The sequence below is a fragment of the Pedobacter polysacchareus genome (assembly GCF_019802255.1).
Lineage (GTDB): Bacteria > Bacteroidota > Bacteroidia > Sphingobacteriales > Sphingobacteriaceae > Pedobacter > Pedobacter polysacchareus.
Window position 1 is genome coordinate 704,586 of record NZ_JAHYSS010000004.1, and the last position, 20,345, is coordinate 724,930.

Annotated in this window: 20 protein-coding genes; 11 read left to right on the forward strand and 9 right to left on the reverse strand. The window is 41.6% G+C overall.

Annotated features, from left to right (window positions below; translation table 11 throughout):
- Nucleotides 1-17: 17 nt before the first annotated feature.
- Genes K7X70_RS14310 through K7X70_RS14325 form a run of 4 tightly spaced genes read left to right on the forward strand, consistent with a single transcriptional unit; the run spans nucleotide 18 to nucleotide 4,410 of the window.
- Nucleotides 18-482, forward strand: a complete 465-nt coding sequence (locus K7X70_RS14310) for a deoxycytidylate deaminase (protein WP_062550236.1) — start codon at nucleotides 18-20, stop codon at nucleotides 480-482.
- A 43-nt stretch (nucleotides 483-525) separates the two neighbouring features.
- Nucleotides 526-2,058: a glutamine-hydrolyzing GMP synthase gene (gene guaA / locus K7X70_RS14315; protein ID WP_222537670.1), complete on the forward strand. Its 1,533-nt coding sequence runs from the start codon at nucleotides 526-528 to the stop codon at nucleotides 2,056-2,058.
- On the forward strand, nucleotides 2,015-3,244 hold the full coding sequence (locus tag K7X70_RS14320; protein ID WP_222537671.1) for a type 1 periplasmic-binding domain-containing protein: 1,230 nt from the start codon (nucleotides 2,015-2,017) through the stop codon (nucleotides 3,242-3,244). The genes guaA and K7X70_RS14320 overlap by 44 nt, the downstream gene beginning before the upstream one ends.
- Nucleotides 3,241-4,410, forward strand: a complete 1,170-nt coding sequence (locus tag K7X70_RS14325) for an RsmB/NOP family class I SAM-dependent RNA methyltransferase (protein WP_222537672.1) — start codon at nucleotides 3,241-3,243, stop codon at nucleotides 4,408-4,410. The genes K7X70_RS14320 and K7X70_RS14325 overlap by 4 nt, the downstream gene beginning before the upstream one ends.
- Nucleotides 4,411-4,561: 151 nt before the next feature.
- Here the strand turns inward: K7X70_RS14325 and K7X70_RS14330 are convergent, their stop codons facing one another.
- From K7X70_RS14330 to K7X70_RS14340, 3 genes are all read right to left on the reverse strand, one after another.
- Complete coding sequence (locus K7X70_RS14330; protein ID WP_062550232.1) at nucleotides 4,562-5,128, reverse strand: MarC family protein; 567 nt, start codon at nucleotides 5,126-5,128, stop codon at nucleotides 4,562-4,564.
- Nucleotides 5,129-5,266: 138 nt separating this feature from the next.
- A complete protein-coding gene (locus K7X70_RS14335) occupies nucleotides 5,267-6,967 on the reverse strand; it encodes an amino acid permease (protein WP_222537673.1) in 1,701 nt (566 codons plus the stop codon).
- Nucleotides 6,968-7,097: 130 nt separating this feature from the next.
- On the reverse strand, nucleotides 7,098-9,398 hold the full coding sequence (locus tag K7X70_RS14340) for a sodium-translocating pyrophosphatase (protein ID WP_222537674.1): 2,301 nt from the start codon (nucleotides 9,396-9,398) through the stop codon (nucleotides 7,098-7,100).
- A gap of 394 nt (nucleotides 9,399-9,792) precedes the next feature.
- Here K7X70_RS14340 and K7X70_RS14345 point away from each other — a divergent pair, with 394 nt between their 5' ends.
- Nucleotides 9,793-11,256: an APC family permease gene (locus K7X70_RS14345; RefSeq protein WP_222537675.1), complete on the forward strand. Its 1,464-nt coding sequence runs from the start codon at nucleotides 9,793-9,795 to the stop codon at nucleotides 11,254-11,256.
- Nucleotides 11,257-11,314: 58 nt separating this feature from the next.
- Nucleotides 11,315-11,896, forward strand: coding sequence for a helix-turn-helix domain-containing protein (locus K7X70_RS14350; RefSeq protein WP_062550228.1), 582 nt, complete (start codon nucleotides 11,315-11,317; stop codon nucleotides 11,894-11,896).
- Nucleotides 11,897-11,940: 44 nt separating this feature from the next.
- On the opposite strand, the gene K7X70_RS14355 is transcribed toward K7X70_RS14350, so the two are convergent.
- Both K7X70_RS14355 and K7X70_RS14360 read right to left on the reverse strand, forming a co-directional pair.
- Nucleotides 11,941-12,138, reverse strand: a complete 198-nt coding sequence (locus K7X70_RS14355; protein ID WP_187667383.1) for a DUF5808 domain-containing protein — start codon at nucleotides 12,136-12,138, stop codon at nucleotides 11,941-11,943.
- 133 nt (nucleotides 12,139-12,271) lie between these two features.
- Nucleotides 12,272-12,430, reverse strand: coding sequence for a hypothetical protein (locus tag K7X70_RS14360; RefSeq protein ID WP_222537676.1), 159 nt, complete (start codon nucleotides 12,428-12,430; stop codon nucleotides 12,272-12,274).
- A gap of 161 nt (nucleotides 12,431-12,591) precedes the next feature.
- On the opposite strand from K7X70_RS14360, the gene K7X70_RS14365 reads away from it, so the two are divergent.
- The gene (locus K7X70_RS14365) at nucleotides 12,592-13,353 is read left to right on the forward strand and encodes a DUF1269 domain-containing protein (RefSeq protein WP_222537677.1); all 762 of its coding nucleotides are present in this window, start codon (nucleotides 12,592-12,594) and stop codon (nucleotides 13,351-13,353) included.
- 23 nt (nucleotides 13,354-13,376) lie between these two features.
- On the opposite strand, the gene K7X70_RS14370 is transcribed toward K7X70_RS14365, so the two are convergent.
- The 3 genes from K7X70_RS14370 to K7X70_RS14380 form a co-directional block, all read right to left on the reverse strand.
- Nucleotides 13,377-14,270: a DMT family transporter gene (locus K7X70_RS14370; RefSeq protein ID WP_222537678.1), complete on the reverse strand. Its 894-nt coding sequence runs from the start codon at nucleotides 14,268-14,270 to the stop codon at nucleotides 13,377-13,379.
- A gap of 102 nt (nucleotides 14,271-14,372) precedes the next feature.
- A complete protein-coding gene (locus K7X70_RS14375; RefSeq protein ID WP_222537679.1) occupies nucleotides 14,373-14,942 on the reverse strand; it encodes a Crp/Fnr family transcriptional regulator in 570 nt (189 codons plus the stop codon).
- Nucleotides 14,943-14,947: 5 nt separating this feature from the next.
- Complete coding sequence (locus K7X70_RS14380) at nucleotides 14,948-15,574, reverse strand: chloramphenicol acetyltransferase (protein WP_222537680.1); 627 nt, start codon at nucleotides 15,572-15,574, stop codon at nucleotides 14,948-14,950.
- Nucleotides 15,575-15,834: 260 nt separating this feature from the next.
- On the opposite strand from K7X70_RS14380, the gene K7X70_RS14385 reads away from it, so the two are divergent.
- The 4 genes from K7X70_RS14385 to K7X70_RS14400 all read left to right on the forward strand — a co-directional run bounded on the left by K7X70_RS14385 (nucleotide 15,835) and on the right by K7X70_RS14400 (nucleotide 19,515).
- Nucleotides 15,835-16,656: a universal stress protein gene (locus tag K7X70_RS14385; RefSeq protein WP_222537681.1), complete on the forward strand. Its 822-nt coding sequence runs from the start codon at nucleotides 15,835-15,837 to the stop codon at nucleotides 16,654-16,656.
- Between the two features lie 226 nt (nucleotides 16,657-16,882).
- A complete protein-coding gene (locus tag K7X70_RS14390) occupies nucleotides 16,883-17,350 on the forward strand; it encodes a RidA family protein (protein WP_222537682.1) in 468 nt (155 codons plus the stop codon).
- Between the two features lie 13 nt (nucleotides 17,351-17,363).
- The gene (locus K7X70_RS14395) at nucleotides 17,364-18,386 is read left to right on the forward strand and encodes a sugar kinase (RefSeq protein WP_222537683.1); all 1,023 of its coding nucleotides are present in this window, start codon (nucleotides 17,364-17,366) and stop codon (nucleotides 18,384-18,386) included.
- A gap of 22 nt (nucleotides 18,387-18,408) precedes the next feature.
- Nucleotides 18,409-19,515, forward strand: coding sequence for a D-TA family PLP-dependent enzyme (locus K7X70_RS14400; protein ID WP_222537684.1), 1,107 nt, complete (start codon nucleotides 18,409-18,411; stop codon nucleotides 19,513-19,515).
- On the opposite strand, the gene K7X70_RS14405 is transcribed toward K7X70_RS14400, so the two are convergent.
- Nucleotides 19,516-20,292: a DeoR/GlpR family DNA-binding transcription regulator gene (locus K7X70_RS14405; protein ID WP_222537685.1), complete on the reverse strand. Its 777-nt coding sequence runs from the start codon at nucleotides 20,290-20,292 to the stop codon at nucleotides 19,516-19,518.
- Nucleotides 20,293-20,345 lie beyond the last annotated feature (53 nt).

Sequence of the window (20,345 nt, forward strand, 5' to 3'; positions counted from 1 at the left end):
TTTTATTTATACCTAATATGAGTAAAAAGAGTTTCGATCATATTTATATGAATCTGGCAGTGGATCTTGCTGCACGTTCCCATTGTGTAAGGGCACATGTAGGTGCGGTACTGACAAAAGACACCAGGATCATTTCTATCGGTTATAACGGGCCACCGCCAGAAACACACAACTGTGATGAAGAATGGCCGGAGACAGGCTGCGACAGGGATTCCCGCGGCAGCTGCTCTCTCGCCCTGCATGCAGAAGAGAATGCCATTTTATATGCTTCAAAGAATGGTTCCAAGATTGAAGGCGCCACCTTATACACCACACTTTCCCCTTGTATCGCCTGTGCGCGGTTAATTTTATCCTCCGGAATCAGAAAGGTTTTATACCTGGATTCTTATGCGGAATACAAAGGATTACCCAGTGATGAAGGTGTAGATTTTCTGAGAAGATTTGGTGTGGAGGTAAATAAGTATCAAATCGAGGTTAATTGATATTCTGTCTTGTACCAGCAGGTAAGTTTTCTTAACTTTGGCCATGCTAGAAAAAATCATTATTCTCGATTTTGGTTCCCAATACACGCAGCTAATTGCCCGCAGGGTACGCGAACTAAATGTGTATTGCGAAATTCATCCCTTCAACAATATTCCTGAAATCACATCAGACGTAAAAGGTATCATATTTTCAGGAAGTCCGTTCTCGGTGCGTCAAGCAGAGGCTCCACAGATTGACCTGACTAAATTCCACCTTAAATTCCCAGTATTGGGTGTTTGTTATGGTGCGCAATATATGGCGCAGCAGCTTGGTGGTGAAGTTCAGGCTTCATCAACTCGTGAATACGGCAGGGCTAACCTGAATTTCGTTGCTAGCGGAAATAAATTATTTAAGAACATCAGCCTGGATTCTCAAGTGTGGATGTCTCATGGAGATACCATCACCAAGATCCCTGAAAACTTTGAACTGATTGCAAGTACTGACAGCGTAAAAGTTGCAGCTTACCAGATTAAAGATAGCGAAACGTACGCGATTCAGTTTCACCCGGAAGTGACACATAGCACGGACGGAAAGCAATTGCTGGAAAACTTTTTGGTAGATATCTGTGGATGTCATCAGGAATGGACTTCTGAAGCTTTTGTAGAAACGATCATTGCAGATTTAAAAGAAACTATTGGTGACGATAAAGTAGTACTTGGCCTTTCAGGTGGGGTAGACTCTAGTGTTGCTGCGGTATTATTACACAAAGCAATCGGTACCAATTTACACTGTATATTTGTCGACAACGGATTACTTCGTAAAGACGAATACGAAAGTGTATTAGAACAATACAAACACCTTGGTTTAAACATAAAAGGGGTGGATGCTAAAGATCGTTTCCTAAGCCAACTGGCTGGTGTAACTGATCCTGAGTTGAAGCGTAAAGCAATCGGACGTGTATTTATCGAAGTATTCGATACAGAAGCACACCTGGTAGAAGATGTAAAATGGCTGGCACAAGGTACGATCTACCCAGACGTAATCGAGTCGATCTCTGTAAACGGTGGCCCATCAGCAACGATCAAATCTCACCATAACGTAGGCGGATTGCCTGACTTTATGAAACTGAAAGTAGTAGAGCCTTTGAAAACTTTATTTAAAGATGAAGTAAGAAGAGTAGGTACTTCATTAGGTTTAGAGCATTTCATCATTGGCCGTCATCCTTTCCCTGGTCCGGGATTAGCCATCAGAATTCTTGGTGAGGTGACTCCAGAGAAGGTAGCTATTCTTCAGGAAGCAGATGCGATTTATATCAATAACTTAAAAGAAGCAGGTCTGTATGATAAAGTATGGCAGGCAGGAGCAATCTTCCTTCCAGTACAGTCTGTAGGCGTAATGGGTGATGAGCGTACCTACGAAAATGCCATCTGTCTTCGTGCAGTGGAATCTGTAGATGGTATGACAGCCGACTGGTGTCATTTACCGTATAACGTACTCGCCAAAATTTCTAATGAAATTATTAACAAAGTAAAAGGAATAAACCGCGTAGTATATGATATCAGTTCAAAACCACCCGCTACAATTGAGTGGGAATAAGTATTGGCTGATCATTTGTATTGCTTTCTTATTTTCGGCCTGTTCGCCGAAAATAAGAAAGCCTGCAAATAAAACCCCAGAAGGCCAGGGGAAAGTTAAAGAAGTAGAAAAACCTGTAGAGCGGTTTACACAGGCTAATATTTCCTTATTGATCCCTTTCCGCCTAAATGAAATTAACCTGAGAACGGCCACCAAAGCCGAGGTCGATAAATCGGCAATGGCCATCGACTTTTACCAGGGTTTCAAAATGGGAATAGACTCAGCAGCAAGTTTGGGATTAAACTTTAAAGTGAATGTCTTTGATACCCGTGACTCTAATGCGCAGATCGATGCGCTCATCAATAAAGGGACTTTAACGTATACTAATCTGGTAGTAGGACCGGTATTTCCTCAGGGCATTAAACACCTGATGCCTTATTCTATTGCGAGAAATATCCCGGTAGTATCGCCATTGGCTGCTACACATCCGGAAGAGTTTAACAACCCTAACCTGATTTCGGTAGTCAATAACATTGACCTTCATGCCGCAAAAATTGTGAATTATGTGGCTAAAAATTATGCGCCGGAAAACACGATTGTGGTATTGATCAATCCGAAAACAAGCAGTAATGAAGTGCTGGCCGGGCCTTTACGCGAGTATTTTAAAGCCAATAAAAAGGCCTTTTTAATGCAAGAATACCCTTCGGTATTTAGTATGGAAACGAAGATGCAGAAGGGCAAGCAGTACGTGGTTATCGTTACTTCTTCCGACCGTAAATTTGTGGTTCCGACCTTAGATAGGCTGGTTAAGATTAAGAATAAAGGCTATGATCTGAATTTATTCGGTCACCCGGATTGGATCAAGCAGAATTATAATGTCGATAAATTACAGGCTTTAAATACCAGTGTTACGGCTTCTTACCATGTCAATTACCGAAGTGCAGCAACGATTCAGTTCATTAAAAAATATAGGGAGGCTTTCAAATTTGAACCTTCAGAATATTCTTTTAAAGGTTTTGATGTCGGTTTTTATTTCGGTAAATTATTTGCCGAACATGGTGCCAATTATTTGAAGTACCTGACCAAAGAAAAGTATGAAGGCTTACACAATTCCTTCGACTTTCGTCACGATGAAAAACTGGGTTATATCAATACCAGTTTAATGCTTTTGCGTTATAAGAATTTTGCTATAAACGTTGTAGAATGAGAATAGAACACCAGATCCGGGCATTTGAGCAGCTTTTTAAAAGCTACGATGGGCTGCTGCCGTTACATCGGTTTTTACACCTCTATTTCAAACAGAATAAAAAAATGGGCTCTTCAGACAGAAGATGGTCCAGCCGTTATATCTATAGTTTTTTCAGATTGGGAAAAGCCCTGATGAAAGAACCCCAGGTGCAGCGTCTGGCAATTGCTGATTTTTTATGTAATCATACCCATAGCTTAGTCGTAGATACCCATCTGTCTGAACTTGCTGATCAAATTGAATTGCCGCTTAAAGCTAAGCTGGCGCTGATCCAGTCGGCATTTCCAGCTTTTAGCCTGCAGGATGTTTTTTCTTTCCACCAGAATTTAAGTGCGGAAGTGGAACAGGAAGATTTCTTTGAATCTTTCTTTACACAGCCGGATTTGTTTTTAAGGGTCACTAAAGGACATATGAAAGCCTTACTGGCCGATTTACATGCACATGAAGTGCCGGTAAAAGAATTGAGTGAAACTACGCTGGCCCTGCCAAATGGGACTAAACTCGAAAATATATTCCCCAATCAGAAGTTTTACCAGGTGCAGGATCTGTCTTCTCAAAAGACAGGTTTGTTCTTTGAACCCAAAGCTTATGATCGCTGGTGGGATTGCTGTGCCGCCTCAGGGGGCAAATCCTTGCTGCTGCACGATTTAGAGCCTAGTGTTCAGCTCGTGGTTAGTGATGTGAGAGAAACAAGCTTAAACAACCTCGATGATCGTTTTCATGAAGCAGGGATTAAGAAGTATCAAAAGAAAGTATTAGACCTGCTGCAAAATAATGATCAGGACTTGCATGATTATGAGTTTGATGGCATTGTACTCGATGCCCCTTGTTCAGGATCGGGTACCTGGGGACGTACACCGGAAATGCTGTATTACTTTGATGCCCATAAAATCACCATGTATAACCGTTTGCAGAAAGGGATTGCCAGCAATGTGGTCAAATACCTAAAGGTAGGAAAACCATTGATTTACATTACCTGCTCGGTTTTTAAACAGGAAAATGAAGAAGTAGTACGTTTTCTGGAAGAAACGCTTCCACTGAAACTGGAAAAAATGGAAGTGGTTAAAGGGTATAAAGATGCGGCAGATACGATGTTTGTAGCGCGATTGATTAAAACAGAAGCTTAGTTCTGCAAGTATTAATCCGGAAAACATATGAAAACTCATCCTGAGTTTAAAGCACAGTGACTGTTCCGGAAAACAATCAGGTTGAACTAAAATAGAATGGCCTCAGAATTTTAATAATTCTGAGGCCATTTTTTATATAGAAATTGGCTGATTATAAGCCCGTATTGTTTCTGAATAGCTTAATGGCAATGGCCAGTAAGATCACTCCGAATGCCTTTCTCAATACGTTCAAACCGGCTTTACCGAGTAAACGCTCTAAACGGTTGGTGTTTTTCAATACAAAATAAACAAACATCATATTGATCAGGATACCCGCAATAATGTTTTGCGTGGCATATTCTGTCTTTAAGGATAATAATGTAGTCATGGTTCCGGCTCCTGCAATTAAAGGGAAGGCCAGGGGAACAATAGACACGGTTTCCGGCACATCTTCGTTGAAGATGGTCAGTCCAAGGACCATTTCCATTGCAATCACAAAGATCACAAATGAACCTGCAATCGCAAAGGATTCTACATCTAGGCCGATTACTTTTAATAAGGTTTCTCCTGCAAAAAGAAAGATAATCATCAATGCTGTAGCTACAATAGTTGCTTTTTCAGATTGAATATGACCGGCTTTCTTTCTAAGTTCGATCACCACCGGGATGGCACCTAGAATATCAATAATCGCGAACATGATCATCGAACAAGAGAGGATTTGACTGAAATTAAATTCCATAGCAGCTGTATTTAAGCTGCAAAGGTATATTATTTTGTAATAAGAAGGTGACAAGCGGAAAACAAAAAGGCCTGAATTCTATGGAAAGAACTCAGGCCTTTTTTGTTTAAAAGAGGCACTCCTTTAGTAAAAGAAGGCTTATACTTTAGCTTTCACGTTCTTAGACGTGGCCGCACGGTATACGTAAATGAATATATGTACTATGGCAAATACCAGAGAGAAGTAATATAATCCAGTATCTGTACCATTGGTGGTATGGTGGTGAATGATCGCCACGATAACCAGCAACACCGCCAGGGCTAAGCCGATATAAGAAACTACTTTATTACTTCTGGCTAAGGTAACCGGATTGTTGTCAGATAGTAAACTGTTTTTGATTCCATAGAATAAATACACGTTTACCCCAATAATCATCCATACCAATAAACGAACCCAGGTATCTAATGGAAGGAATACCATCATTCCTAAACATACCACTACTCCTAAAATTGGGATCAGCGGTACCATTGGTACTTTAAATGCTCTTGGAAGATCAGGCATGCGTTTTCTTAGGATAATGATACCGATACATACCAGAATAAAGGCGAATAAGGTACCAATACTGGTCATTTCACCTACTACTCTTGCCGGAACAAAAGCCGCAAATAAACTCACAAATACCATGAAAAGGATATTACTTTTTGCAGGTGTGCTGAACTTAGGGTGAACTTTAGAGAATACGCCTGGCAATAAACCATCTTTACTCATCGAGAAGAATACTCTGGACTGACCCAATAACATCACCAGGATTACCGAAGCGTAACCGCCCAGAATCGCCAGGATAATTGCTTTGTTTAACCATGGATAAGCTGGAGTAACGATCCCTGCTGCATTTTTAACACCCATATTGTCAATTGCAACTGCAACCGGAGCGATACCATCCTGACCTTTGAATAGGTCGTAGTTGGCCACACCTGTCATAACGTGTGCAAATAAGATATAAAGAACGGTACAGATGAATAGCGAAACGAGGATACCAATTGGCATATCTTTCTTCGGGTTTTTAGCTTCCTGAGCCGCAGTAGATACTGCATCAAAACCAATATAAGCGAAGAATACAATACCCGCTGCTCTAATGACACCACCCCATCCGTTTTCAAAGAAACTGGCATGACCTGGCTTGTCGGCAGGGATAAAATATGGAGAATAATTGTCTGCATTGATGTATTTCCATCCTAAGAAGATAAAGATGAATACGATCACTACTTTAACCGCTACAATCACACCGTTGATGATTGCTGATTCTTTAGTACCTCTGATCAATACTAATGACATCAATACGATGATGAATACAGCAGGCAGGTTAAACATACCGTTAACGATGGTTCCGTCGGCAAGGGTAGCAGTATCAAATGGCGACATCACTACCTGTGCGGGCAGGTGAAGGTCGTAGTATTCGAGAAACTTGACCAGGTATCGACTCCAGCTGATAGAAACTGTAGCCGCACCGACCGCATATTCCAATACCAAATCCCAGCCAATGATCCAGGCTACTAATTCGCCCATGGTGGCATAAGAATAAGTATATGCACTTCCTGCAACAGGGATCATGGAAGCAAATTCTGCGTAACATAAGCCTGCAAACCCACAGCCTATTGCTGCAATAACGAAGGAAATGGTAATCGCCGGGCCGGCGTTATTGGCTGCTGCTGAACCGGTAATGGAAAATAATCCAGCACCGATAATAGCCCCAATACCCAAAGCAACCAGATTTACCGGGCCCAGGGTTCTCTTTAATGCCCCTTCTCCGGTTTCGGAAGCTTCTTTTGTAAGTAAGTCGATCGACTTTCTAAAATTCATAGTTTAAAGTTTAGTAAAGGTTGTCTATAGTGTTTTTGGTTTGTAATCTGATTGTCAAACCTAAATAAAGATGTTTAAAAATAAAAGGGATTTTTATTCAAAATCCCTTTTATTAGTAACAATCGTAATATTATGGTTTGACACTGATGGTGTCCAGCAGGTTCTTTAAGGTGTCAATATGCTCAATTCCATTGGCGTCTATCGTTTTCATCACCCGGATTTCTTTTCTGATCTCCTGACCTAATTTTACTTCAGGAACTACGCTTACAGCAATGTAAGGGGCAATTACTAAGGATACAATCGACATTAATTTGATTAAAATATTCATAGAAGGACCAGAGGTATCCTTGAAAGGATCTCCTACTGTATCACCAGTTACAGAGGCTTTATGAGGCTCAGATCCTTTATAGAATAGCTCCCCATTAATTTTCACTCCTTTTTCGAATGACTTCTTGGCATTGTCCCATGCACCACCTGCATTACTTTGGAAAATACCCATCAAGACGCCGGAAACAGTAACTCCAGCCAGCAGACCGCCTAATATTTCAGCGGAGCTTACCGCAGGAAACACGTTTTTAAATCCGAAACCAACAATGATCGGAGTGAGTAAGGCAATGGCACCAGGCAGCATCATTTCACGGATGGAAGCTTTGGTAGAAATGGCGACACACTTTTCATATTCAGGTTTGGCTTTGTATTCCATGATTCCGGGGATTTCCCGGAATTGGCGGCGAACTTCCTGTACCATATCCATCGCGGCTTTACCTACTGCGGCGATACACAGGGCCGAAAAGATGAAAGGAATCATCGCGCCAGCAAATAGGCCGGCCAATACAGGCGCTTTGTAAATGTCGATCGCATCAATGCCGGCAACGCCTACAAAGGCAGCAAATAAGGCCAGTGAGGTTAATGCAGCAGAAGCAATCGCAAAACCCTTGCCTGTGGCTGCGGTGGTGTTTCCTACGGCATCCAGGTTATCAGTACGTTCACGCACTTCCGGTGGAAGCTGGCTCATCTCTGCAATGCCCCCTGCATTGTCGGCAATCGGGCCGAAAGCATCAATGGCAAGCTGCATAGCAGTAGTGGCCATCATACCTGCAGCAGCAATCGCTACGCCATATAGACCGGCAAAAGAATAAGAGAAAATAATTCCGCCTGCCAGTACTAAAATAGGAGCAACTGTAGATTTCATTCCTACAGACAATCCACCAATGATATTCGTGGCATGGCCGGTTCCTGATTGCTGGATAATGGAATTGACCGGGCCTTTACCCATTGCGGTATAATATTCGGTAATGATGCTCATGAGTGTACCCACTACAAGACCTACTAAAATGGCGTAATAAACATCCAGATTCGTAAAATCTACGCCACGAAGGTGTAAATGAGGAGGTAACATAAACATCACAATGAAATAACAGGCAATTGCAGTGAGGACAATAGAACTCCAGTTGCCCAGGTTCAAAGCGGTCTGCACATTGGAATCTTCACCTTTAATACGGACAAACCAGGTGCCTACGATAGAAAATAAAATCCCCAGTCCGCAGATGACCATGGGCAGCAGTACCGGAGAAAAGCCATTCAGCTGATCTATAGCTACACCATTTAATTTCTCTATTATAATTTCTTGTCCCAATACCATGGTGGCCAGGATCGTGGCTACATAAGAACCGAACAAATCGGCACCCATACCGGCAACGTCTCCTACGTTATCGCCAACGTTATCGGCAATGGTAGCAGGATTACGTACATCATCCTCTGGAATTCCTGCTTCTACTTTACCTACTAAATCAGCACCTACATCTGCAGCTTTGGTATAAATACCACCACCAACACGAGCAAATAAAGCGATAGACTCTGCTCCTAAGGAGAAGCCTGTGAGTACTTCTATCGCAGTTCTCATTTCTGTACTATTGGCTTCGATTACATTAAAAACCTTCAGGAAAACAATAAATAATCCGCCTAAACCCAGTATCGCCAGTCCGGCAACACCTAAACCCATTACTGTTCCGCCGGTAAAAGACACTTTTAAGGCTTTCGACAAACTAGTTCTGGCAGCTTGTGTGGTGCGTACGTTGGCTTTAGTGGCGGCTTTCATGCCGATATATCCTGCAGTAGCAGAAAATACAGCGCCAATGATAAAGGCAATGGCAATGATCCAGCTGGAGTGTAGTGCTACACCATTTACTTCATGTATGTTCCCGGAATAAGCAAGTAATGCTGCCGTAAATACCACGAAAATGCTGAGTACTCTCCATTCTGCTTTCAAAAAGGCCATGGCACCATCGGCGATATAACCCGCAAGTTCCTGCATTTTCGCATCACCAGCATCTTGTTTGTTGACCCAGGCGCTTTTTATCGCCATGACAATAATGCCAATTAAACCCAGTAAAGGGATAAAATAAATTAGATTTTTTTGTAAGAACTCCATACTTAGTTTAAGTTTATTTGGTTGATTTTTAGTTTACTGGGTATAGATTCACTCCTTAGGATACTTCGGAGTAGCGCGTTCACAGCTCAGATAAGTGCTACGTAAAATTAACAGTGTTCTTGTAAAAAGCAAATTTTTAATGATCTGATTGCTAAGGTTTTTTTTAGAAAAAATAATTTAATATTTGGAATGCCTTTCCAGGTTAGTGGTTTTGATTTTTTTAAATATATTAGCACAAACTAACCAAACAAAATGAAAGCATCAAATTGAACCACAATTACTTCCATTAGGAAGCTGCTTGCATTTTGAAAACCAACAACCAAAAAAGAGGAATTTTTTGAATAACCTAACCCGCTATTCGGTAAAAGAGAATCCCTCATTAAAAACAAACTAAATGGAAAAAGAAAGTCAAGATGGCTCTTTCAAAAGAGAACTTGGATTATTAGATGGTACCATGCTAGTCGTAGGATCAATGATCGGTTCTGGTATTTTTATCGTCAGTGCGGATATTGCCAGACAGGTGGGTTCTGCAGGATGGCTGATTGTGATCTGGCTGCTTACCGGATTGGTTACTGTGATCGCTGCAGTAAGCTATGGTGAGCTGAGCGCCATGTTTCCTAAAGCAGGCGGACAATATGTTTACCTGAAAGAAGCTTATAATAAACTGATTGCCTTTCTATATGGATGGAGCTTTTTTGCGGTGATACAAACAGGAACTATCGCCGCTGTAGGGGTTGCCTTCTCCAAATTTGCGGCCTATTTATATGAACCTTTTAGTGAAACCAATATTCTTTGGCAGCTGCAAACAGGAACTACAGCAGCTGGGTTACCAGAGTACTTTTCTCTGAGTGCTGCACAGCTGGTTTCTATAGTAACCATTGTGTTTCTAACTTACCTGAATAGCCGTGGAGTAAAAGACAGCAAGACGCTGCAGACTTTTCTAACCATCATTAAAATATTATCACTTTTTGGCTTAATCATCTTTGGCTTTACACTGGGAGCAAAAGCCGAAGTATGGAATGCCAACTGGGCAGATGCCTGGAGCCTCAAATCAATGAATGTAGAAACGGGTTCCTGGATGACGATTGGGGGTTCCGTTCTTTTTGCAGCCATTTCCGCCTCCTTAGTCGGTTCCTTGTTCTCCAGCGATGCCTGGAACGGCGTTACCTTTATTGCAGGGGAGATTAAAAAACCGGAACGGAACGTCGGACTCAGTTTATTTCTGGGTACTTTTATTGTCAGCGTGATTTATGTGCTGGCCAACCTGATGTATGTGGCCGTGATTCCTATGAATGACATTGCCACCGCAAAATCAGATCGTGTAGCCGTAGTTGCGGCTCAGCATATTTTTGGAAATGCAGGAACGATTATTATTGCATTGATGATCATGATTTCTACTTTCGCCTGTAATAACGGACTGATTATGGCAGGAGCCAGGGTTTATTATACGATGGCGAAGGATGGTCTTTTCTTTAAAAAGGCGGCTACACTGAATAAAGCAAGCGTACCCGCCTGGGCCTTATGGATCCAGTGCTTTTGGGCATCCGCTTTATGTCTGACCGGAAAATACGGCGCATTACTGGATTTTGTCATGATCATCGTGATGATTTTCTATATCCTGACCATTCTGGGTATTTTTATTTTAAGAAGAAAGATGCCCAATGCAGAACGCCCATACCGTGCTTTCGGTTACCCGGTATTGCCAATGTTATACATCATCTTTGCGACGGTTTTTTGTGTGTCTTTATTGATTACCAAAATGAGTACCTGCGGATGGGGTGTAGTAATTATGCTGGCTGGAATTCCAGTCTATTACCTCACAAAACAAAAGGATATAACAGGTGATCCTGTAAATTAAAAGATAGTTAGTATTGCTGCGGCGATAATTTGATTATTTTTGGACAATAAAATGTACTATGGAAGAGGATGTAATCCTGAAGATCAGTTACCGGATAAAAGAGATAAGAAAAGAAAGAGGCATTACCGTTCAAGAGCTTGCAGATCGTGCAGGGGTGAGCAAAGGTTTGATTTCTCAAATTGAAAATAACCGTACCGTTCCTTCTTTAATGGTCCTGATAGACATTATCAAGTCGTTGGATGTGGATTTAAACCAGTTTTTTAAAGACATCTCCGACAGTGCAAATAAAGCGCCGGTAGTAGTCAAAAGAAAATCGGAATATGAGTCCTTTGAAAAGGAACAGGCCCTGGGTTTCTTATACAAGCGCATCCTGACCAAATCTATAAAGAATGCTACGGTAGATATCGTGCTGTTGGAATTGGAACCCAATGCCTCCAGGCCAATGGTGACTACGGAAGCTTTCGAATATAAATATATCCTGGCAGGAAATGTGAAATACCATTTTGAAGACCAGGAAATCGAGTTGTCAGCAGGTGATTCTTTACTTTTCGACGGCCGTCTGGCACATACCCCAAAAAATACAGGGACAGATAAAGCAATTATGTTGATCCTATACTTCTTTGAAGAAGTAAAGTCATAGCAATACGCCACACCATTACCTTCTTTACCTTCCCTGGCTAATTACTATGGAAGGTAAAGAAGGGTATAGACGAACATGACACTAATGGTCAATAAAATGAGGATATTCATTTTATGCGCAAAGTTTAAGGTATACCCCATTGATCTTTCGCGTTTAGGTACGAAAAGTCTGGAATCTCTTGGGTTCCAATAGATGAATCCCATCTTGTAATTAACAATGTTGTCTACAGGGTCTAAGTCCATTTTGAGCTTATTTTTTAAGTTTGGTTTGTATAAATATATGATTTTCAGTTAATTTATAAAACACTGTTAAAAAATAATTGCAGTTTTTTTTGCGGCTTTTTTTTCCTGTTTTTTCATCTGTTTTCAAAGCAAACTAAGCCTTGTTTTTCTTAATCGGTACCTTTTTCGCATCTTTTGCAGAAGTTTGATTTGCTGGTTCCGCTCCTTTGGCCTTTCTACCCGCATCCGCCATTTCTTTTTCCTGAGTTCTGCTTTTTAAATTGCCCTTACTGCTGTCTTTTGGATTTTTCATAGTGATTTCTTTTAGTTTCAAGTATAAACAGATAAACAATTGAAGAATAATTTAGTTTAAATGTTGCTTTCCAGAATAATCACAATTAGAGCTTGGCAATTAAAACAAAATATCCACTGATTTGTAGTTATATCACGTAATTAATAACAAAAAACATTTCCATGGAAAAAATGATTCAGGCCTTATTCAACACTGAAGTTGAGGCATTCAAAGGTTTAAAAGCGTTGCAGGAACTTAACCTGACAAACGACATCTCAGTTGGTGAAACCTATATATTAACACGTGATGAAGATGGAAAAGTAAATATCCGATCAGCTAAAAATGAATCTTCGGGAAATGGCACCTTAACAGGTGGCGTAATTGGTGGTTTAATTGGGTTATTGGCAGGTCCTTTAGGGTTTATTGTTGGTCTGGCGGGTGGAATGATTGCGGGTTCTGCCGGAGAAACATTAAAAACGGAAGGCGTATCTGATTATCTGGATCAGATCTCTGCGAATATCCCGGATGGTAAATCTGTTTTGATTGCTCACGTTTGGGAGAATTGGGAAACACCAGTAGATGCCCTGCTTGGTCCATTGAGTATTGAATTGAAACGCTTTAACCTGGATGAGAAAGTTTTTGTACCAGCAAAAACAGAACTGGATAAATTAAACTCCGATATCGAAGCCGCAGAAAATAAACTGAAAGAAGTGGTGGAAACGGAAAAAGCCGACTGGGAAACTACACTTGCGAATTTAAAAGCTAAAAGAGTAGCACTGGAAGATAAATTGAAAACGCATACTGCACAGCAGGAAAAACAATATGAGGAATGGATCAGTCAATCTCCGGCCGACCATTCGGAGGATGCAGACAAACAGGCGCGTCTGGAAAATAGAATTAAGGAGCAGAAAACGCGCCTTGACGAAATTAAAAAAGATAGGTAGCAGTAAAAAATTAAAAGGGGGCTTTAGGCCCCCTTTGGTTTTTCTATATTCATCAGTACGACTGCAGCAAGGATCAAAAGGATTCCTCCCAGCTGCGTCAGGTTAACCGGTTCTTTTAAGATAAAATGCGCCATGGCTACAGAGACCGGTATTTCTACTGCGGCGATAATGGTACCCAGCCCAACTCCGGTAAGCGGCATCCCCATGGTAAAAAGTAAAGGTGGAAGAATGGTCCCGAAAAGTGAAAGGACAATTCCCCATTTCCAAAAAATATCAAAAGAGAAATTCATGTTCAAAGAGGAGTGGAAAATGAGCATGATGATGATCAGTCCGCCGAGAACCAGGTATAAACTTCTTCTGACCACTGGTAAATGCAGCGCGATGCCATTGGAAGCATACACGGTAATGGTATAAGATAATGCGGCTAACATTCCAAAGCCGATACCGCGCCAATCTAGCGTTACAGACGATTGCAGCAGGTTGGTCGCCAATATCGTTCCAGTGATAATGATCAATACAGCGATGATTTTCCGATTTCCAGGGCGTTTTTTATGCAGGATCATTTCCAGGACTACACCCATCCATACGGTTTGCATGAGCAATACAATTCCCACGCTCACCGGAATATATTGAACGGAGAGGTAGTAGAAAGTACTCGTGAGGCCCATTGCAGTTCCTGCAGCCATTAGTTTCAATAAGCTTTTCCAGTTGGATGTCGGAACAGGGACTGCTGCTGTTTTTTTGCTAAACATACTGATGAGCAATAAACTGATTACGCCTATCGCAAATTGAGAAAGGGTAACTTCTGCTGTAGAATAACCTTCTTTATAGGCCATTTTAACAAATGTGGCCAGCATGCCGTAGCTTGCTGAACCCAATGCCACCAGAATACTTCCTTTTATTAAATTGTTTTTCATCAGTATAGGATTGTGATGAGGCGATGTGCTCATCGGATAGCTAATTATTGCTGCAAAGAAAGCGCTTTTTTAAAGAGAAAATCTTTACATAGGTTGAGGCTTTTACAATTCTGCTCTGATTCGACTGAGTTGTGTAGGGGTAATTCCAAGGTAGGAAGCAATGTGGTGCAGTTTTAAGCGCTGCAGCAATTGCGGGTGGTTTTGTTTGAATTCCGCATAGCGTTGTCCGGCAGTTTCATGTTTCAAACTGATTTCCCCGATTTCTTTTTCAATCACCCAATGCTGTTCCAGGTAATGTATGTAAAATCTGGCGATGTCAGGAAACTGTGCTGTTAGCTGGGAAAACTGCTCAAAGGGATAGCTGATTATTTCTGTTTCTTCTAAGGCCTGGATGGTGAATTTGCTAGGCTGCTTCAAGAGCATGGCGCTGGTGGAGGCCACCAGCGTTTGTTCGGGGAAGAATTTCTTGATCACCATAGCGCCGTCTTTATCGGTATAGAAATAGGAAAGCAGTCCTTTTTTTATAAAATGAACTTTTTTAGGAATGGCTCCTTCCAGCAATAGATGTTCATGTCTGGTCAGTTTCTGTTCTTTTAGCAATTCCTGCCAGGCTTCCTGAGCGGCAGTTGAAATCGGTGTATAGCGGTTGATGTATTTCCAGAAATCTTCCATCAGCTTTAGGATTCGTTTAGCAGTTCCTGAAAGCGTTCGATAAATTGTCCTAAGTGATAGCCATCCATTAACGCATGGTGTACATGAATCGATACTGGCATGGTTCGTTTACCTTCGGACTCAGTCATTTTACCAATGGAGATTTTCGGACTGCTGTCTGCAAAAGTAAAACTTCTGGCATGCGACATGGACGTGAAATCAATCCATGGCAATGCGGAGAAATGAATCACGCAATCTCCTGAGCCGGCGGGAAAGAGCGAGGTACTGTTACTTACCGTTTCAATTTCTTTTTCAGCGATGATTTTGAATTGAGAAAAATCTGCTGCGTATTCCATGTAAGAGAAACCAAAGGTACCATCTGCTCTGCCAATGGTTGCAGAAACATCGACCTGATCGAATACCCAGACCTGATCTTCTACAATGCGGTATCGGAAACAAGGAATCTGGTTTGCTGCCTGTAGTGCTTTATGCAGATAATGTAAGAAAAAGGAAATGCCTTTTGCTTTAGCAGTCGTGTAGGCGATGGTACAGTCTATGCTTATGGTTACGCCAAAAAATGGTTCTTCAAATTGGCTAAAAAAATGGAAGTGGTCTTTTCTTGCCCAGGTATTTAAGTCTAGTATTTGTGTCATTCGGGTTTTAGTAAAATGGGAATGCTTAGCATGCTAAAGGCAAAATTTCAGCCAATGTTGATCGGCATCAAAAGCAGTATTCCCAATGGCATTGGTTTAGAACGGACTCAAATATCGGGCTTTTACCCAAAACATCCGGTTTGTCATAGTAAATTAACTGTACGGTTTGTTTATTGTCAAATTAATTTCTAAAAAGCGCTCGCTATGGCTTATCGCAGAAACTATTAGTTAATTTACGGATAACCTATTTATTTATTCTTATGATCACAATCATTGTCGCAACAGATTTTTCCGATGTCGCAGAGAATGCGGTTGCCTACGCTGCAGCCGCTGCAAAACATGGTCAGGCAAGACTGATTTTATTCAATTCTTATGCCCTTCCTCATCATGCCTCAAATACTATTTTACCGGCATCCAGCGTCCAGAAATTAATTGATGATAACAACAACCGTTTACAGGAACGCGCGCTGGATATTGCAAAAACCTATGGGATCACCGTTGGTTTTGAAACCCGATTCTCCTTTGTAGGAGATGAGCTTCATGATTTAATCAAAAAGTATGAGGCAGATTTGCTCATTCTTGGGATGGGTTCGAAAACATTAGAACAAGACCTGATTGGAAATACCACCACTTCTGCCATTAAACAATTGAAATTTCCGGTCATTGCCGTTCCTATCGGTGCTAAATTCGAAGGATTGAAAAGAATCTTATTTGCCTGTGATGTGCTTCGTGGTGTGCCAGAAAAAATCTTAAAACGGATTCAGGAATTGGCAATTAGCTTGAATGCAGAGGTAGAAGTTTTCCATGTGAATGGTGCAATTGAAGAATTGCAATCCGAAAATGCTTTATTGCCTGAAAAAGATGCAATTGGAAGTGGCCTTGCTGGAGTGAGCTATTACTATAAAAACGTGAAGTCTAACGCGGTGATCAAGGAGATTGAAAAAGAGATTAAAGCATTTGATGCAGATCTGCTGATCATGATCCCTAATAAATACGGCTTCTGGGCCTCATTGGTGCATAGAAGTAAAACTAGGGTAATGGCTTCAGGACTGGAAATTCCTTTGTTCTCCATTCCAGTTTAACAGATTTGTGCAGGCTAATGGTTGATTATGGCCACTGGGCTTGTAAAAACAGAGACTGGACTTATAATCCGCTATGCTGCAAAATATTTGCATTCTAGCGGATTTATTAGTTTTATACCACTATTTGTAGGTCTTTTGAAAATATTGGGCTTATTTTTGCAAATTTTACGCAAATTAGTATGGGATTGATATATTTGATAAATTAGTATATCTAATCAAATTTCTCATGAATATAGCTGCTCAAGACCGCTTTTTGACTTTAGGTCTAACCTTGCCACCTGCCCCAAAGCCATTGGGAATCTATAAACCTTACCTGATCGACGGTAAATATTTGTACCTCTCTGGCCATGGTCCTGTTCAGACTGATGGTAGCCTGATTATTGGCCGTGTTGGCGATGATATGGACAAAGATCAGGGAAAACTGGCTGCCCGTCAGGTGGGCCTGACGATGCTTTCTACTATTGTAGCCAATTTTGGAAGCCTTAATTCGATAAAACGTGTGATCAAAGTATTGGGAATGGTAGGCTGCACTTCCGATTTCGAAAGTCATCCTTACGTGATCAATGGCTGCAGTGAGTTATTTGAATCAGTTTGGGGTCCTGAAAACGGGATCGGCGTAAGAAGTGCGGTAGGAATGGGTTCGCTCCCGGGCCGTATACCTGTAGAAGTAGAAGGCTTATTTGAATTGGTTTAAGCGAATTTATCCCATGAATGAGACTCCATGTATTACCTGTTTTGGCGAAATCTTATTGCGTTTCAATACGCAGATGGGTTTGCGATTGATCCAGTCGGCCGCTTTAAATATCCATGTTGCCGGTGCAGAAGCTAATGTTGCAGTGCTATTGGCGAGGTTAGGGTTGGACAGCAGGATGCTCAGCAGGCTGCCTGATAACGATTTGGCAGAAATGGCGATCGCTGAGCTGCGGAAATATGGCGTAAATACCAGCGGAATAGCTAAAGGAGGGGAGCGTATCGGCACTTATTATGTGGAGAATGGCAATCACATCCGCCCAACTCAAGTCATTTATGACCGTTCCGGTTCTTCTTTTTCCCAGCTTAAACCGGGAATGATCGACTGGGAAAAACAACTGGCGGATACCACATTGTTCCATTGGTCGGGGATTGCAGCAGCCTTATCTGCTAGTGCTGCAGCAGTCTGCAGTGAAGCAATCAGTCTGGCGCATGAAAAAGGAATCACGATCTCTGCCGATTTCAATTACCGTAGAAAACTATGGAACTATGGGCAGGAAGCAAAAGAAGTGATGCCGGAATTACTCGCTTACTGTAAGGTGGCGGTTGCAGATCTGGACAGTGTGGCTATTTATTTCGGTATTCAAGCGGAAGAGCATCTGTCGCTAACCGACAGGTTTGAACATTGCTTTTCCCTGCTTAAAGATAAAATGCCTTTGCTTCAAACTTTTGCCATGAGCTTTAGAGTAGTGGAGGGACTAAACCATGTTTATTTTGCCGGTTTAGCCCATGAAGGGAAGTTTTATTATTCTACCATTCATACTCTTCCATTGGTGACCGATCAGATTGGAACAGGAGATGCCTTTACTGCAGGACTGCTTTATGGCCTTTCTTCAGGTTTTAGCCCTGAAAAAATGATCAATTGGGCAACAGCCTGCGGCGTAATGAAACAAAGTGTGCATGGCGATTGGGCACTGATCAGCAAGTCCGAAATCGAATCATTTATACAAAGTGGAATCTCCACTAAAATCAATAGGTAAACCTTGTAATAAATACTGAAATATGGAAAACTGGCAGGAGATCTCTAATCTGGATCAATATGATACCCCTTTATTTGTGGTGTACGAAGACCGCATCAAGCAGAATATTGAAATGGCAATCGATTTGCTTTCTGGTGATGTATCCAGGTTTCGGCCACACATTAAGACCCATAAAATGGGAGAGGTACTCCAGATTTTTGCCAGCTATGGCCTATATAAAATCAAGTGTGCAACTATTGCAGAAGCAGAACTTGCCGCTTTAAATGGGATGACAGATGTGATGATTGCGTATCAGCCGGTAGGCTTTAAGATTCATAGATTGATGGCGCTGATTGCTGCTTTTCCTGAATGTTCTTTTTCGTGCTTGGTGGACAACCTGGATACCGCGCAGGAAATTGGAACAGCAGCAAAGGGTCAGGAAGTAAAAGTATATCTGGATCTGAATACCGGCATGAATAGGACTGGCTTTCCTGCTATAGAAAATGTGCCTGCCTTTGTACATGCTTTGAATGAAATCAGTGGTTTGAAGTTTATGGGCTTACATCTATACGATGGTCATATCCATGATCCTGATCCGGCGGTCCGTGCAGCTCGTGCCAAACCAGCGATGGATAAAGTGCTTGCAGATGCGGATGAGTTAATCAAGCAGGGGTTTAGCGACTTGAAGATCGTAGCCGGTGGCTCTAATACATTTTCTTATTATGCTGGAATAGAAAGGCTGGAATGCAGCCCGGGAACCTTCGTGTTTTGGGATGAGAATTATACGAGATTATTACCGGAATTGGCTTTTAAACCTGCTGCAGTATTGGTTTGCAGTGTGATCTCTTTACCAGCACCGGGGATTTTATGTGTAGACTTAGGGTATAAGTCGGTTTCTTCTGAAAATCCGATAGAGAAGCGGGTGGTTTTTCCATGGAATCCAGACCTGACGCCAATCGGGCATTCCGAAGAACACCTGACGTTGAAACCTATCGGGCCAACAGTGTATAAAGTTGGAGACCGGATTTACGGCCTCCCCTTTCATGTTTGTCCTTCCTGTGCATTATATGAAGAAGCACAGGTGGTCAATGATCGACAGATTGAAAAGAGCTGGAGAATCAAAGCCAGGGATAAAAAGATCTCTATCTAGTTATATAAAGGTAAGGTTTGGGTTTGCCCGTTTGTAGGGATCCAGTAATGGTGCATCTGGTGGGAGCTCCGTTACAATATAATCTACTTCTGATAAGTTGGCAATTTTGATCTTCATGGTAGAATTTAGTTTCTCGGAAATGGATACGATCGCTACCTTATCAGAAGAAGCCAGCATGGCCTTTTTTACTTGTACGGTATCCCAGTCAGAGTCAGAAAAACCACCTTCAATGTCCAGTGCATTTGTACCCAAGATGCAAAGGTCAGTTTTAAGGTGTGAGAGCTGATTGAATACATCCCCGCTAAAGCACATCTGGCTATAGGTAGAAATTTGTCCGCCAAGCATGATCGTTCTCACATTCGGTTTGTCCAGTAATTCTACTGCTGATAAAACACTGGCGGTTACAATGGTGATCCTCAGGTTTCCGGGAATGAGTTTAATGAATTCCCTAATGGTTGTACCGCCACCAAGCAGCAGGAGCATATCTTTTTTTAGTAAGGGCAGCAATTTTTGAGCGATGGTGATTTTATCATCCTGTGAATATGCTTTTTGCTCAGAAGTATGGTGGTAAGCACTAGCCATGGCTCCACCCTTTACCTTGATCACCAGGTTTTCTTTTTCCAATTCATTAATGTCTCTTCTGATGGTATCTTCTGATACATTGACGATCAATGCTAGATGTTCAAATGTAGCACGGGTATGGATATTGATTTCTTTAACAATGAGCTGCTTACGCTGTGCTTTTGTTAATGGAGCTGGTTGTTGGTCGGTAGTCATTACTAGTGATATGATTACAATAATACGGCTTAATTATAAAAAACAGGCAAATT